This window comes from Lysinibacillus sp. YS11, assembly GCF_002896375.1.
In the GTDB taxonomy this organism is placed as follows: domain Bacteria; phylum Bacillota; class Bacilli; order Bacillales_A; family Planococcaceae; genus Lysinibacillus; species Lysinibacillus capsici.
Window position 1 is genome coordinate 2,061,125 of the sequence record NZ_CP026007.1, and the last position, 14,226, is coordinate 2,075,350.

Annotated in this window: 18 protein-coding genes; 15 read left to right on the forward strand and 3 right to left on the reverse strand. The window is 34.4% G+C overall.

Annotated features, from left to right (window positions below):
- The first annotated feature begins 140 nt into the window (after positions 1-140).
- On the forward strand, positions 141-518 hold the full coding sequence (locus LBYS11_RS10135; protein WP_103118032.1) for a hypothetical protein: 378 nt from the start codon (positions 141-143) through the stop codon (positions 516-518).
- 82 nt (positions 519-600) lie between these two features.
- On the opposite strand, the gene LBYS11_RS10140 is transcribed toward LBYS11_RS10135, so the two are convergent.
- Together LBYS11_RS10140 and LBYS11_RS23600 are read right to left on the reverse strand one after the other, a co-directional pair.
- On the reverse strand, positions 601-1,254 hold the full coding sequence (locus LBYS11_RS10140; protein ID WP_103118033.1) for a FusB/FusC family EF-G-binding protein: 654 nt from the start codon (positions 1,252-1,254) through the stop codon (positions 601-603).
- A 493-nt stretch (positions 1,255-1,747) separates the two neighbouring features.
- Positions 1,748-1,924, reverse strand: coding sequence for a hypothetical protein (locus tag LBYS11_RS23600; RefSeq protein WP_233732686.1), 177 nt, complete (start codon positions 1,922-1,924; stop codon positions 1,748-1,750).
- An 822-nt stretch (positions 1,925-2,746) separates the two neighbouring features.
- Here LBYS11_RS23600 and LBYS11_RS10150 point away from each other — a divergent pair.
- The 7 genes from LBYS11_RS10150 (at position 2,747) to LBYS11_RS10180 (ending at position 10,049) form a co-directional block, all read left to right on the forward strand.
- Positions 2,747-3,226 (forward strand): hypothetical protein, encoded by a 480-nt coding sequence (locus LBYS11_RS10150; RefSeq protein ID WP_199768311.1) that lies wholly within the window; start codon positions 2,747-2,749, stop codon positions 3,224-3,226.
- A 116-nt stretch (positions 3,227-3,342) separates the two neighbouring features.
- On the forward strand, positions 3,343-3,492 hold the full coding sequence (locus tag LBYS11_RS23065; protein WP_158651947.1) for a hypothetical protein: 150 nt from the start codon (positions 3,343-3,345) through the stop codon (positions 3,490-3,492).
- Positions 3,482-4,834: an arsenic transporter gene (locus tag LBYS11_RS10155; RefSeq protein WP_103118035.1), complete on the forward strand. Its 1,353-nt coding sequence runs from the start codon at positions 3,482-3,484 to the stop codon at positions 4,832-4,834. The genes LBYS11_RS23065 and LBYS11_RS10155 overlap by 11 nt, the downstream gene beginning before the upstream one ends.
- Positions 4,835-4,847: 13 nt before the next feature.
- Entirely contained in the window at positions 4,848-5,525 is a 678-nt protein-coding gene (locus tag LBYS11_RS10160) for a DUF2642 domain-containing protein (protein WP_103118036.1), read from the forward strand.
- Positions 5,526-5,992: 467 nt separating this feature from the next.
- The gene (locus LBYS11_RS10165) at positions 5,993-7,261 is read left to right on the forward strand and encodes a saccharopine dehydrogenase NADP-binding domain-containing protein (protein ID WP_103118037.1); all 1,269 of its coding nucleotides are present in this window, start codon (positions 5,993-5,995) and stop codon (positions 7,259-7,261) included.
- A gap of 1,167 nt (positions 7,262-8,428) precedes the next feature.
- Entirely contained in the window at positions 8,429-9,076 is a 648-nt protein-coding gene (locus LBYS11_RS10175; RefSeq protein WP_103118038.1) for a class I SAM-dependent methyltransferase, read from the forward strand.
- Positions 9,066-10,049 (forward strand): HD domain-containing protein, encoded by a 984-nt coding sequence (locus tag LBYS11_RS10180; protein WP_103118039.1) that lies wholly within the window; start codon positions 9,066-9,068, stop codon positions 10,047-10,049. Before LBYS11_RS10175 ends, LBYS11_RS10180 begins: the two co-directional genes overlap by 11 nt.
- A 14-nt stretch (positions 10,050-10,063) precedes the next feature.
- Here the strand turns inward: LBYS11_RS10180 and LBYS11_RS10185 are convergent, their stop codons facing one another.
- Positions 10,064-10,360 carry a hypothetical protein gene (locus tag LBYS11_RS10185; protein WP_103118040.1) on the reverse strand — a complete coding sequence of 99 codons (297 nt, stop codon included), beginning with the start codon at positions 10,358-10,360 and terminating at the stop codon, positions 10,064-10,066.
- A 185-nt stretch (positions 10,361-10,545) separates the two neighbouring features.
- Here LBYS11_RS10185 and LBYS11_RS10190 point away from each other — a divergent pair, with 185 nt between their 5' ends.
- From LBYS11_RS10190 to LBYS11_RS10220, 7 genes are all read left to right on the forward strand, one after another.
- A complete protein-coding gene (locus tag LBYS11_RS10190) occupies positions 10,546-11,028 on the forward strand; it encodes a hypothetical protein (protein WP_103118041.1) in 483 nt (160 codons plus the stop codon).
- Positions 11,029-11,114: 86 nt separating this feature from the next.
- A complete protein-coding gene (locus tag LBYS11_RS10195) occupies positions 11,115-11,513 on the forward strand; it encodes a MarR family winged helix-turn-helix transcriptional regulator (protein WP_036219134.1) in 399 nt (132 codons plus the stop codon).
- A complete protein-coding gene (locus tag LBYS11_RS10200) occupies positions 11,513-11,860 on the forward strand; it encodes a DUF3147 family protein (RefSeq protein WP_016993931.1) in 348 nt (115 codons plus the stop codon). The genes LBYS11_RS10195 and LBYS11_RS10200 overlap by 1 nt, the downstream gene beginning before the upstream one ends.
- Positions 11,861-11,875: 15 nt before the next feature.
- Positions 11,876-12,361, forward strand: a complete 486-nt coding sequence (locus LBYS11_RS10205; RefSeq protein ID WP_103118042.1) for a GNAT family N-acetyltransferase — start codon at positions 11,876-11,878, stop codon at positions 12,359-12,361.
- Positions 12,362-12,408: 47 nt separating this feature from the next.
- Positions 12,409-12,873: a hypothetical protein gene (locus LBYS11_RS10210; RefSeq protein WP_054549271.1), complete on the forward strand. Its 465-nt coding sequence runs from the start codon at positions 12,409-12,411 to the stop codon at positions 12,871-12,873.
- Between the two features lie 123 nt (positions 12,874-12,996).
- Positions 12,997-13,503 (forward strand): hypothetical protein, encoded by a 507-nt coding sequence (locus LBYS11_RS10215; RefSeq protein ID WP_054549270.1) that lies wholly within the window; start codon positions 12,997-12,999, stop codon positions 13,501-13,503.
- 121 nt (positions 13,504-13,624) lie between these two features.
- Positions 13,625-14,221, forward strand: coding sequence for a hypothetical protein (locus LBYS11_RS10220; protein ID WP_103118043.1), 597 nt, complete (start codon positions 13,625-13,627; stop codon positions 14,219-14,221).
- The last annotated feature ends 5 nt before the right edge of the window (positions 14,222-14,226 follow it).

Consider the following 14,226-nt stretch of genomic DNA (forward strand, 5'->3'; position numbering starts at 1 on the left):
GTGGACTAAATCATTCACGAAGGATGAATAAAAAATCTTCTCTTCTTCGCTAACATTCTTCATCACTTCCACGATTTCCTTCATACATAGTAATGATGAGAACCACACACATTAACCTCAAAAAGTATGGGGGTTCCAAAATGAAAAATGCCAATAGAGTGTATGTGCTTTTATTTATCGTAGTTTTCTCATTTTCTTCAACCGTATATGCAGAAGAAAATAAGGAAGGTATTCTTGTATACCATGTGAAATATGATTATGAAGCTATAAGTGAATTTTTGGGCATGACAGTGCAGGAATACGACCAAGAGTGGAGGAAAGGTCTTTCGATTGCAGAGATGGCGGAGAAAAAAGGAATTGCTAGAAGAGATGTAGAAGGCTATTTTTATCAATTTCATTATGAAGAAATGCAAAAATGGCGACAAAAGGGTGTCATGACAGAGAAACACTATTTCCATCTTGTGTACGGATTAGCCGATGAAATAGAGGAATTTATTGATCGTAATCCCAACCGATAACTTTTTTCTAAACCCGAAAAGTTAATCTTTTAAAGTTAAAAGGCAGAAATGTTGTTTGCACAACATTTCTGCCTTCGTTCATTTATTTTTGTGTAATACGCTCGAAAAATTCCAGTGTTCTGTTCATATCCGTAACATGTTCATTGCATGTTTGACTATCTGCACAAATGTAATTACTGTGGTTGGTAAACGTGCCAACCACCTGTCCTTTAATGGACGTAGTAAATAAGCCTACATCTGAATGGCGATTACAGATAGCGCAAATGCCGCGAACCGTGTTATTGGCAAATATCCCTTTGATCCCTTTTAGCTGCCCATTTTGCTCAAGGACAACATATTTTCGATGTGTGCCAGCATCATCCCAAGCAAGATAACAAATTTGCTGAAAATCGAGTGCTTCTAGATTTGGTAGCTTGAGCTTCTTTTCCTTTTTAAATAAGGCTTTAAGCGTACTAGCGGTCACCGGCTTGAACGGGATGACATATGGTTTTAATTGCTCTAAAAATGCATCACCTTGTGCACGATCTGTGACAGCAAAAAGCTGGTCAATCAGCTCTGTTTCTGCTGCTGATAATGCTAATTTTGTCGTTACCTCCGTATCAACAAGGCCACGTACTGCTAGGATAACGTTTTTATCCTTTGTTGTTGTCAGTGCATGTAAAATTTTATTTAATTGCTGTTCTAGTAAATGATAGTTGGCAACCGTTAAAAACGGCTGAATTGTTTGTTGTTCCATTTGAAATCTCTCCTGTTTATTAGGCTATTTGATTACTTTTTGGCCTAAAGAGATCATTCAATTTCTGTTAGTTTATAACTTAATCTTGACCTCTTTGACCTAAAGAAGTCGTTCTAGAGCATGCATTACAAGTGAATGCGATCATTTAGATCCCTCCTTTAAAGAAAACGTTGATTTATATGGGTTTTACATGAGGTTTTATAATAGGTTGAACTAAACAGGCGACCAATTTACATTAATTTGTTAAAAATTATAAGTGTCTATAGATATAGTAACATGTGATTGCCCTAATTGCTCTTGAATTGTTTTGAAATTACTCCCTTTACATTGGCATAAGATGCGAAAGTCATGCAAATTTATCACAAACTTTGACCATGTTCTGGATAACGAGTTGGGAAGTACAGGATAACCGAAATTGTTGTTATATAATAAGTCCATTTCTGTTCCATCTTCCCAAAAGCAGGTTACCACTCGAGCCTGGGTATTTTTTGTGTCAATTAAAAATATGTGACCAAACTTCGCTTGATTCAACCTCTCGTTTTATATCAAAATAGAATTTTACAGTAGCTACATTTCCAGTATAACAACCTCTGTTTTCCTCTACAAATACCTGTAAATAAAATTGTCCATCCATCATCATTTTTTGTATAGTAAATTCCTCATCAATCAAGCCGACTTCGGGGATTGAATCTTTTTCGATTGCCTATAATTGAAAACGTATGAAAGAGGGAGTGTAAGCACCATCCAGCATAATTTGAGAACCATTGAATAAAGTGGATTCTTTATGATCGATAACAGCTTCTAAATCAAAATCTTGTCCTACTGAATTATTTTCAATATCGATGTTTTCTAAAGTTAATATGTAATTACTAGGAATAGTCTCGACAGGAACGACTTAACTTATCGTAAGTATTTTTATATTATAACTGAGCTGACAATTATAAATATTAAAACAGTAATAGAAATAAATGTTGTTAAATACTTTTTTCGAGTATACTGCGAGTTCGTACTATAATTTTTCTTAAATTTAATGAAAGATAGTATACAAGTATAAACGTTAAGAATAATAAATACCAGAATCATAAAACCAAAGAAAACTCCTGGAACGTACCATGCTGGCTCCCAAAAGAAACCAATCCACAAACAAAATGCCACTATAACCATTATAGGTATTGCAACAAAACGAATACTTTTACCGAGAAACCTCATTACATTATTCACCTTATTTAATTAATTTTTACAAATCGAGATAATAGTTTACATTATAATATATAGAAAGTACATATGAAAAGAAAATAAAAACAGACGAAATTATTTATCGTCTGTCTCAATAATAAATAATTCATTTATAACGGTAATTGTGACTTTACCTATGTAAGAAGAGGTGTAAGAAAGTAAAAAGTATATTTTTACCTAAATAGGCATTTTCAATAGGTTAATTATGCAAGTACACATATAGATAGCAAGACAATAAAAATAGGAGGCTGAAAGAATGAATAGAAATCTGCTTATTTCCTTAGTTGATAAAGTTGTGAGGGTGGATCGGGGAGGTCCTGAATCACGAATTGGAAAGTTACTGCATGCTGGAGACGATCATTTTGTTTTACTAACAGAAAAAGACGGTATGGTTTATTATAAAACGCAGCACATAAAAAGTATTACGGTTAATTCAAGAGATGGGATGGAATTTAATGTTGAAGATCCAGAAGATGATTCCTACTTACTCCCAAATAATTTCAAAACAGTTGTTAGTAATTTTCTTCACCATTGGGTTAAAGTAAATCGTGGTGGACCAGAAATGCTAGAGGGAATAATGGAAGAGGTCACAGATGATTATATTACCGTTTTTGCAAAAGATGAAATTGTCCGACTTGCCATGTATCACGTTCGTAATATTAGTTTAGGAACTAGTAAAAAGCTGAGGAAGAGAAAAGTGAAGGTAATAAAGATAATGCCAACAATGATACAATGAACAACAATAATACAGTGAACAACAATAATACAGCCAATAATAAGGGAAGAAATGCAAGAAATCGAAAAAGATAATATTTTTTATACAGAGTCTAGCTAAAGAAAGGAGGAAGGATTGTGGTTATGCTCCTTTACTTCTCTATCGTTGGTGGATTATTTTATAAATTGTTTATTGTGTCACCTGAAGATCGTACCACGGAAATAACAATAAATTCTACCACATCAACTATTACTAAACATAAGGCGGCTGATGTGAATGTGGGATAGTTCAATTACAATCATGTTGGTTGTATTTATTTTTACTATTATATTCATGCTGTGGAGGCCATTTGGAATAAACGAAACTATTCCAACAACTATCGGTGCAGTAATTGTGTTGATAACGGGTATTGTATCATGGAATGATGTCCTAGGGATATTGGGTATTGTCAGTGGTCCATCACTGACAATACTTTCTACAATTATGATGTCAATCGTTCTTGAAAGTATAGGTTTCTTTCGTTGGATTGCGTATAATATCGTCATTAAATCAAAGGAATCAGGTGTCAGACTTTATATATATATTATTTTACTATGCTTTTTAATGACAATGCTTTTTAATAATGATGGAAGTATATTAATTACAACGCCAATAATTATACACATAGTCAAGCTCCTTCGCTTTAAACCCCATCAAGCTTTTGCGTATTTAATTTCAGGAGCACTTATAGCTACGGCCGCCAGCGCACCTATTGCGGTAAGTAATATTTCTAATCTGATTGCATTAGAAATTGTTGGGCTGAGTTTGAATAGTTACGTAGAAATGGTATTTGTTCCATCAATGATTGGAATCTTTACTATTACGTTTTTGTTATATTTTTATTTTAAAAGATCAATCCCAAAAAGAACTAAATCTATCCCAATCAATGTGAATACAAATGAACAGCTTTTGTATTCACACCCGCTGGATATTCGCACAGATTATGTGGAGATAGATTGGAAAATGTTTAAGGTATGCTTAATTATTGTTGTTGCAACGAGGGCAAGCTTCTTTGCACTATCTCCAATAGGTATTCCAATAGAATTTATTGGTTTGCTTGGTGCAGCAATTTTAATCGCAGTTAGATGGCTAAGAATGAAAACGGGACTTTCAGATATCATAAAAAATTCGCCTTGGTATATTTTTTTATTCGCATTCAATATGTATGTGCTTGTATATGGTCTTAAAAATGTAGGATTGAATGATATTATCATAAAAACTTTTAAGACCTCAGTAGAACATGATATTTTGAACGCAGCCATGATTATGGGTCTATTATCTACATTTTTGTCAAATATTTTTAACAATCTTCCCACAGTGATGATCGGTACATTGTCCATTATGGAAATGGGACTCGATCCTTTATTCTTACAAGTCGCTTATTTAGCAAATGTAATTGGAAGTGATATTGGCGCCCTATTAACACCTATTGGCACTTTAGCAACTCTCATTTGGATGTTTATTTTAAAAAGACATGGAATCCTAATTACTTGGGGGAATTATCTGAAAGTTACAATACTTGTTATTCCTATTGGGTTAATTGTAAGCTTAATTAGTCTATATTTATGGGTCACTTTAATATTTGAATAGAGGAGGGGAGACATTGAAGAATTTGATTCAAGATTTTGATAAAGAAATTGTTAAATTAGAATTAACAGGGAAAAAAATACTCAAAGGAATAATTATTGATAACAGTAGTGAGTTGGTTGTTTTATTTAACGGTAAAGAATTTTTTTATATTCCTGTTAATCATATTCATGAGATAAAAATAGATTATTATAACGAGGATGGTCTCAAAATACCATCATCTATAACACAGGATAAAATATTTAACGATACAAATGAAAAAATGACTTTTGCAAAAGTTCTTACAAAATCTTTAGGGACATTTTTAGAAATTCAAGTGTTAAATAATCAGCCGTTACATGGTTATATCTCCAGTATTCTAGATGATTATATTGTATTCCAATCTCCCATTTATAAAAAAATGTATATCCCCATCAAACATATAAAAACAATAGTACCTTATAGTCTTAATCAGAAACCGTATCAATTATCTGACGAAGAATTATTAATCAATGCATGTAATGAAAATTTCCCAAAAACTTTTGAGGCACAAATTGAAAATTTAAGAAATAAACTTGCAGTATTAAACATAAATGAAAAAAATAATTTTACAGGTGTAATAACTGAAGTAAAAGGATCAATCATCGAATTTCGAACAGCTAAGGATAGCATCTACTATAATCTCCAACATATAAAAACTATTCATACTCCTTGATTCTGAATTAGAAAAAACGATATTTTTATTTTTAATTCCATTAAAGTTATTTATATCCAAATATACAGTTTGAAATTATATAAATATATAAAGAGTATGAGAGAAAAAATTACCTAGAATTAAGGACTACACAAAAATTTTGATATTCTGTGTGGTCTTTTGTTTTTCATTTAATCGTATTATTGCGATAGCTTAGGCCAAATGCATCTTAGGGCGGTTCAGAAGTTACTATCGTTAAAATAAAAAAATTTATACGTCGATAAACCTCCAGCAATGGAAAGTTGGTTTAAGCTAAATAATTTTTAAACGTTAATTACATATAATTAGATAGGTAATTCATTAAGTAAGACATTTAACCCTTCATAATGTACATATGTTAATTATTTATTGAAATTAGTTGTTTCATACAAGCATACTCATACGAAAATTCATAAGTTATGTTAATTACAAGAAAAGGATGTTTTGCTGTGGAACAACAACTTAACCAATACTCTATCACTATCCTTGGAAGTAAGGGTGGTGTTGCAAAGTCAATCCTATCAATTCTAAATCATAGCGTTAAAGATAAAAATGATCCTATCCATCATGTTATTACAAAATCAAAGCTTTTTTTAATAGATATCGATCAAAAGAAAATAGATTATTATCATTCATTGTTACCAAATTTAATAGATAAAATAACCCTCTTACAATTTGATTTAAGTGATACAGCCAAATTTACTGAACATTTACAATCAACAAACACTAAATTAGTTATTGATGTATCATGGGCTGATACAATTGAAATGTTAGAATGCTGTAATAAACTTGGAGTTCATTATATTAACTCTGCTTTAGAAAACACTGCGGTTGATCTTGATGAGAGTTTATATGGTTTCCCGTTGACTGAACGCTATTATCGATTTGAAGATAAGAAAGAAACACTTAATAATACAAGGGCGATTATTGGCTCTGGTATGAACCCTGGGGTCGTTCAATGGATGGCAATTAAATTATTGGAGGAAAATTCTAATAATATACCACTAGCTTGTTACATTATTGAGCATGACAGTTCTTTTTATAAAGACAAAAACCTTATACTACCTAAAACTATTTATTCTACTTGGTCTGTAGAATGTTTTCTGGATGAAGCAATTTTAAGCTATCCAATGTTTGTCCAACATCATTTACCACTTTATTTATACGATGATGTTTATGCTACTGAATTTAAGGTGAAATTAGGAGAAAAGGAATTTTATGGGTGTCTTATGCCTCATGAAGAAGTGCTAACTTTAGGTGAAAAATATGATTTTGAAATAGGATTTATCTATCGAGTCAATGAATATACAACAGAATTAATTAGAAAAAATCTAGGTAATGTAGATGATCTTTGGAATTGGAAACAAAAACTTATTGATCCATCTGATGGAGAGGTTGAGGGAGAGGATCTTGTCGGTGTTCTATTAGTATACAATGATAAGGAAATTTATATGTATAATTCAATGAAAAGTAGCGATATATACCCGAAATATAAAACTAGCGCGACTTACTTTCAAGTTGCCTGTGGAATATATGCTGGAACTGCGAGTTTAATCTTAGATAATATTCCTTTAGGTGTTTATTATGTCGATGAATTATTAATAAATAAGCAAAGTGATTATGGGAAATATTTGAATTACTACATGAAAGATTTTAACTATGGTGAAAATAACAGTACGGATGGCTTATTACATCAAAGGATGAAAAGAATTGAATAATAACTAACAAAACCCGAACTATTACAAAACACTTATTAGAGTTTTGTAATATAGTTCGGGTCTTTCATTGGCTAAATCCTTTTGATCAGTCTCTATAATAAGTAGCGACCAACTTAACCTTTTGAAATAAGTTTAAACAATCTATAACAAGTAAAAAAAATATATTAAAAGCGTTCTCACAAGGAATAATCAACCCTTAAAAACTTCATAAAATCCTATATAACCACTAATGAGCATTATAAATGAATGCGATCATTTAGATCCCTCTTTTAAAGGAAACGTTGATTTATATGGGTTTTATAATTGGTTGAATTAAACAGACAACCAATTTACATTAATTTGTTAAAAATTATAAGTGTCTATAGATATAGTAACATGTGATTGCCCTAATTGCTCTTGAATTGTTTTGAAATTTACTCCCTTTACAATGGGATAAGATGCAAAGGTTCATGCAAATTTATTAGACGAAATTGTTTGTCTATAATCAACATTTCCATCTTCATTATATGTAAGACACTATTTATTTTTCTTTTGTTAGGCTAATTTTTGTAATCTTGATGTATAAGAATTAGGATTGTTTAATTAATTTTAATGAACTAATTATATTTCTACCATAAAAAAGAATAAAGTAAATTAGTGTAACATTTATAAAGAAATAAAGTATATTAAAGTTAATTTGAGTAATGCCATTTTTAGTAAATAGAGCAATTGCGGATGATAACTCATTCTCACCGATGTAACTTATAAAGGGGAATGGGGCTCCAAATTTGTTAGAACCAAAAGATGCAAAGAAAATGGACATTAAGCTCATTATAATGCTAATCCATAACAACGCCTTTTTGTTTGTACCTTGCATTAAGTCATCTCCTTTTATATTTTAACTACCCAGTATTATAATATCGTAAAAAGTTGAATGTGGTAATATTTTGGTAATTTATAATAAAATATTATCCAGAATGTTTATTGTAATTTTTATACATATTGATATTATAACAGCTTATGAAAATTTGAAAATTGATAATGCACTGTTTATTTTCTGAATTGTTGGAAAGGTAATAAATTGGTATAATGGACTGAATTGGTTAATGAAGGGGGATTTATGATGAAACAGATGACTGAACGTAAATTAATGAATGCTTGGAGAATTTATACATTGTAGGAGGCGCTATGCTATTAAATAAAGAAGGTTTTGATTTATGGGCCGATGGATACGACCAAACGGTACAACACAGTGAGGAAAAGTATCAATACCCATTTGCAGGCTATAAAGAGATTTTAAATAAAATTTTCAATGAAGTGATGGCTGTTCCGGCTTCCACTGTTTTAGATATTGGCTTTGGAACAGGGGTATTAACGGCAAAGCTTTATGAACAGGGGCATTCGATTTATGGCTTTGATTTTTCTGCGAACATGATTGCCATTGCCAAGGAAAAAATGCCAGAGGCTCACTTAATGGAGTGGGATTTAATGAATGGCTTGCCACAGGAGCTATTACAGCAGCCCTATGATGCGATTATTAGTACGTATGCGCTCCATCATTTTACAGATGAGCAAAAGGCTTTGTATATCACACAATTATTACAGCACCTATCACCAACAGGGAAAATTTTAATTGGCGATGTAGCTTTCCAGACAAGAGAGCAGCTGGAGCAATGTCGTCAAGATAGCGAGGGATACTGGGATGAGGATGAATTTTACTTTGTCCATGAGGAGCTAAAGGTTGCCTTACAGGAAATTTGTGAGTTAACATTTTACCCACTATCGCATTGTGGTGGAGTCTTTGTGATTAGTCGGAAGAATATAAATGCTGATTAGTGACCCCTTATATGGGGAGTTCGAGATAGATGGTTTGTTAGAGGAATTGATTGTAAGTAAGCCAGTTCAACGCTTAAAGGAAATTCATCAGGCTGGGGCAGGCTTTCTAGTAAATAGCAAGTGGACTATTTCAAGATTTGAGCATTCTGTAGGTGTCATGCTGCTTATTAGACAGCTTGGCGGTTCATTGCAGGAGCAGGTGGCAGGCTTATTACATGATGTGTCCCATACCGCTTTTTCCCATGTGGTGGATGTGGTCCTTGAAAATGAGGCGGAAGATTACCATGAAGCGATATTCATGGATGTTATCAAACAGTCTTCAATACCTGCGATTCTTGAAAAATATGGCTACGAGGTAGAGAACATACTAGATACATCCAGATGGTCGTTACTTGAACAACCTGCTCCAGCATTGTGTGCGGATCGTATAGATTATACATTAAGAGATATGTATTTTTATGGAAATTTAGCCCTTGAAGATATCCAAAAATTTTTACAGGACTTATTCGTTTTTCAGGGAAAATTGTGTGTTAAAACGATTGAGCGTGCAGAATGGTTTGTAAAAATTTATTATCAGGAAGTGTTAGATTTTTTCTTGCACCCTTTAAATATCTATGCGACAAGTTCGTTAGCGAATGTATTAAAACTGTCGCTAGCAAAACAAATTCTAACGCTTGAAGATTTCCTAAAGACTGATCATGAGGTATTGCAGCAGATGAAGGCTTCACATGATCGAGACGTTCAAGCTCTTTTACAACAATTACATGAAAATGTAGAGGTAAGAGAAGAACAAGAGAATCATGACATTCATTTTCGCAATAAAGTGCGACTCATCGATCCAGCTATCTATCATCAACAGCGACTATGGAAGGCGAGCGAGGTATCTAACTATGTCAAAGCAATGAATGTCTCTGCTTTGGAAAGGTTTGAGCAGGGAGTTTATGTGAAAATAATCAATGAGGAGCTGTCATAGGGCAGCTCCTTTCTTTAGGCAAACATGGATAAAATATATTTGCCAGAAAGCATAAATACGGCATAGACAGCGAGCGCACTCATAACGGAAATGCCTGGTTTAAACCAGCTTGTTAGGAGGAACGCGAGCACGGTAAATAACAGCATGCCAACCGCTCCAAATACTGTGTTTTGAAGAACAGCATGAAAGGTATCTTCTTTCATATTTTTCATTTGCATGCCCATATTAATGAGCGTCAATATCGGTAAGGCCGTAATAATACCTGATAAAAATAAATACTTAGATTGGTTAAGTAGTAGCGCGAGCACCATGATTGTGCCACCTACTAAAAATAGAGAAAGTATAACATGGGATGCCCTCAATTAAATTCAGAATAGAGTAATAATACTGTAGAACGTAAGTGTTCACAAGTACCCATTGATACTATTTAGCGAGAAGCGCAGAAAGATAGATGTTTATGAAAATAGATAGAATTTTTGGGAGGGGGTGAGTAGTAATGTCCATTCTATCCTTTATGCTTTTATATGTAGTAGGCATACCAATCTCTACGCTGCTGCATGAAATTGGGCATGCATTGGGTGTTATAGTATGTTCAAAGGAACGAGCCCATGTTTATTTAGGTGCAAAAAATCTTCCTGAAAACTTGCGTATAGGTCGTATACATTTACATATTCGATGGGGATTGTTTGGCTTCTGTACCCCACAAAAAGGGAGTAGCTTAACGCGCAAGCAGTCGCTCGGATTTATAGCGGGTGGTCCTATCATGACTTTAGCAGTATTACTTTTTGCCAGCTATCTAGCCCGTTATTTTGCTGCTTATGCAGGGATACACTATTTTTTCAATAGCCTTTTTTATTTGAATACTTTTCAATTTCTTGCAACAGCAGTCCCGCTAATTTATCCAAAATGGTATAAGCCCTATGCAGGTTTACCCTCAGATGGCTATCAGATGCTAAGCTTACTGAAGAAAAATATCTGAAAATAAAAACTTTAACGAGGTCACTTTTAATATATCGTTGTATACGATATAATCGTTTTGAACGATATATTAAAGGGGTTATTACAATGATTAAAGATATAAATGATTATTTTACAACGATATTCTATCATCTACATACAACCCATGAAGATGTTATTTCCCATCAGAGTGTGCGTATTTTGCAAATGATACAAAAGGAAGAGGAAGTGACGGTGCGTGATATAGCAGGGTTACTAAATATTTCTCCTAATACGGCATCAGAGCATGTGAAAAAGCTAGAGCGTCATGGCTGGGTGATGAAGGAGCGTGCAAGTGACGACCAGCGTAAGGTCATGCTACATTTGACAGCAGAAGGGCTACAAGTGTTGAAGAAAAACTCGGAGCTAGATGATGATAAGCTACAGCATGCACTTAATCAGCTAACTGAGCAGGAACAGCAAGCCATTCTACAGGCGTTTCGACGTCTAAGTGAGGTGGCAAAATAATGTATACATTCTTTAAAATTTTGAGTTCAGCAGCCATCATTGGCGTTGTGACGGAGGTTGCACGACGGTTCCCTACCTATGGAGGCATTATTGCTGCGTTGCCATTGGTGAGTATTTTAAGCATTATTTGGCTGACAGTGCAAAGTGAGTCGAGTGAGCATATTCAACGCTTTACGGTAGGCGTTATCGTTGGCTTGCCCGCAACGATGTGCATGCTATTTGTGATTTACATGGCGATGAAATCCTCTGTACATATTGTACTAGCTATTGGACTTGGTGTGCTATCCTGGGCTGTATTTTTAGGCATACAAAAAGCGATTGCAGGGGTTTTTCATATTTCCATTTAAGAAGGAGTTTATAAAATGACGATTATTGCCATACATCAACTACCAAAACGAACTGTAAGCGAATTTTTTCAGGAACATTGGGGTACGACAGAGATGGTCATTTCCAGTGGCATTTATGATTGTAGTGAATTAGCGGGCTTTGCTTTTATGAATGAGCAACAAATGATGATCGGTTTAATCACCTATATCATGCGGGAAGAGGACTGTGAAATCATTTCGTTAGATAGTACGGTTGAGGGGAAAGGTATTGGTTCTGCTCTTGTGAAAGCGGTAGAACAAGCAGCAATGGAGCAGGACTGTACAAGCATATCACTTATTACAACAAACGATAATTTACATGCATTGAAATTCTATCAAAAACGAGGCTATTGTTTAATAGAAATACTGCGTAATGCAGTGGAAAAAGCAAGAGCCTATAAGCCTTCTATCCCACTCATTGGTAATGATGGTATTCCAATACGAGATGAATTACGGTTACAAAAACAACTTGACTGTCAATAAGTCAGGTTGTTTTTGTTATACTAGTTGGGAGGAAAGAGAGGGAAAGTATGAAAAAAATACTATTTATTTTAGTACTGAGTGTGCTAGTGGTCGGGGCAATCTTTATGATTTATCTCAAGAGCAATCCACCACTTGTTATTCAAAGCTATAGCAGCAAACAAGGCAATGAAGCAATCAAAATCATCGCACTTGAAAATACAGGGCTGCGTGAAATTAAGCTAAAGCAAATACTGGTGAATGATCAGCGTCCTGATAACACGAAGCTTGTAATAAGTATGTCAGAACCTTTTGAGGCGGAAACAAAGCTAGAGGGAAATGATCAACTATCTTTTCATAAATTAGCACAGCGAACGATCGTACCTCAAAGATACATAAATCAACAAGCTATTGGCGAGCAGCCACAGCATTATGCAGTACAAGTTCTAGCATCTAACAACCAGAAAGTAACGATACACTATGAATACTTAAAAATACCTTTTACGCTTACAGTTGAGCTTCAAGCCAACAAATAATCACTTTTTGTCTTATCCTTTATGCCTGTGTCAATTTCTAAGATTGTTTGGTGAAAAGCTCCTATCCCTCCTAGAACATGGTAATATTGTATTAACAGCAATTGTGATACTAGGAGGGACCTAATGGCATTTATCATCTTGGGTATAGTACTATTTATCTGTGTTATCACTGTGACATTAGTGTTTATGAAAAAGCTTTTAAAAAATGATATTATGCTTGAAGTGACAGCCACTTGTGAAGGAAAAAATGAAGACAATCAAGCGATTATGAAGATATATTTTAGGTATTCCATTGGACGTCTTGCCAGAAGGAAACGAGAAATGATAGGCAGTATTGAATGGTCTGAAGGGTGGATGCCTGTCAGCTATAATTTAAAAGAACATGGCGTGTATGATGAAGAACGACTTCTGTATGCAACGAATGAGCAAACGTATTCCACCTTTGAAATCAACGCGACAAATGCGCTTGACGAGCAAGGACGTGGAGAGGGCTACGTGGTCCTTGTATTAGAAAAGCCAAATACCTCTCATATGTCCCGAGCGGGTGTTATTCTCGCTGTGACAGCCAATATGGTTACATATCAATTATCAGACTCGACTAGCTGGCACAATGATATGCTAGCGAACTAGCTATCCAATGTATTGGATAGCTTTTTTGGTATTTACAAGTAAAAATAGGCTGTTTATGGAACCAATTGCGGAAAATAACGTATAGAAAGAAGAAGGACTTGCAGGAGGAAGGAGGATATAGATGTCCGAACAACATAGCAAATACAATGATTCAAGGCTTGTCACAATAGATGAGCAAATATGTGCACTTTTGCAGCAACGAAAAGAGCAAACTGCTCTTACTCCAGGCTTGCCTTCGGATGATACCATTTCGAAATGGGCACAGCAATATGGTTTCGATGATACTTTTTTAGCGTTGTTCTTCCAGTTGATTAAATCAGAAAAATACTATACTTCAAAGGTAGAACCTTCAGGCTTCCGTCACTATATCCCTGTATTGAAAACGGTAGCAAAGGGAGAGCGTTTGTATACGGTTTCTTATGTTCGTCAATATGACAATGCAAGTGTAGTGCAATTATTAATCGATTGGGATGAGCAGCAAGAACCTCAGCTAACGATTCAGCAAAAATTAGAACGAAAACATTTTGGTCTATACATTGATGCGTCCTATGAATGCCGAAGTAAAGGTACAGGTGGCTCAAATGGACATGAAAGCAGTACGTATGTGGTGACACCACCCTTGCCAGATGATTTAAGTGGACTTCATTTTGTTTTTACAGAATACGAGGATGCCTTTGAAGAAAAGCCGACAGGGTGGGCTATCACCATACAAGGTTAGGGGGA

What these genes read in the sequence shown, in the direction of transcription:
- LBYS11_RS10140 (WP_103118033.1), bottom strand. Translation starts at nt 1,254, where the DNA reads ATGGAACAACAAACAATTCAGCCGTTTTTAACGGTTGCCAACTATCAT.
- LBYS11_RS10155 (WP_103118035.1), top strand. Translation starts at nt 3,482, where the DNA reads ATGTGGGATAGTTCAATTACAATCATGTTGGTTGTATTTATTTTTACT.
- LBYS11_RS10205 (WP_103118042.1), top strand. Translation starts at nt 11,876, where the DNA reads ATGACGATTATTGCCATACATCAACTACCAAAACGAACTGTAAGCGAA.
- LBYS11_RS10200 (WP_016993931.1), top strand. Translation starts at nt 11,513, where the DNA reads ATGTATACATTCTTTAAAATTTTGAGTTCAGCAGCCATCATTGGCGTT.
- LBYS11_RS10195 (WP_036219134.1), top strand. Translation starts at nt 11,115, where the DNA reads ATGATTAAAGATATAAATGATTATTTTACAACGATATTCTATCATCTA.
- LBYS11_RS10215 (WP_054549270.1), top strand. Translation starts at nt 12,997, where the DNA reads ATGGCATTTATCATCTTGGGTATAGTACTATTTATCTGTGTTATCACT.
- LBYS11_RS10180 (WP_103118039.1), top strand. Translation starts at nt 9,066, where the DNA reads ATGCTGATTAGTGACCCCTTATATGGGGAGTTCGAGATAGATGGTTTG.
- LBYS11_RS10150 (WP_199768311.1), top strand. Translation starts at nt 2,747, where the DNA reads ATGAATAGAAATCTGCTTATTTCCTTAGTTGATAAAGTTGTGAGGGTG.
- LBYS11_RS10185 (WP_103118040.1), bottom strand. Translation starts at nt 10,360, where the DNA reads ATGGTGCTCGCGCTACTACTTAACCAATCTAAGTATTTATTTTTATCA.
- LBYS11_RS10210 (WP_054549271.1), top strand. Translation starts at nt 12,409, where the DNA reads ATGAAAAAAATACTATTTATTTTAGTACTGAGTGTGCTAGTGGTCGGG.
- LBYS11_RS10135 (WP_103118032.1), top strand. Translation starts at nt 141, where the DNA reads ATGAAAAATGCCAATAGAGTGTATGTGCTTTTATTTATCGTAGTTTTC.
- LBYS11_RS10190 (WP_103118041.1), top strand. Translation starts at nt 10,546, where the DNA reads ATGTCCATTCTATCCTTTATGCTTTTATATGTAGTAGGCATACCAATC.
- LBYS11_RS10220 (WP_103118043.1), top strand. Translation starts at nt 13,625, where the DNA reads ATGTCCGAACAACATAGCAAATACAATGATTCAAGGCTTGTCACAATA.
- LBYS11_RS10175 (WP_103118038.1), top strand. Translation starts at nt 8,429, where the DNA reads ATGCTATTAAATAAAGAAGGTTTTGATTTATGGGCCGATGGATACGAC.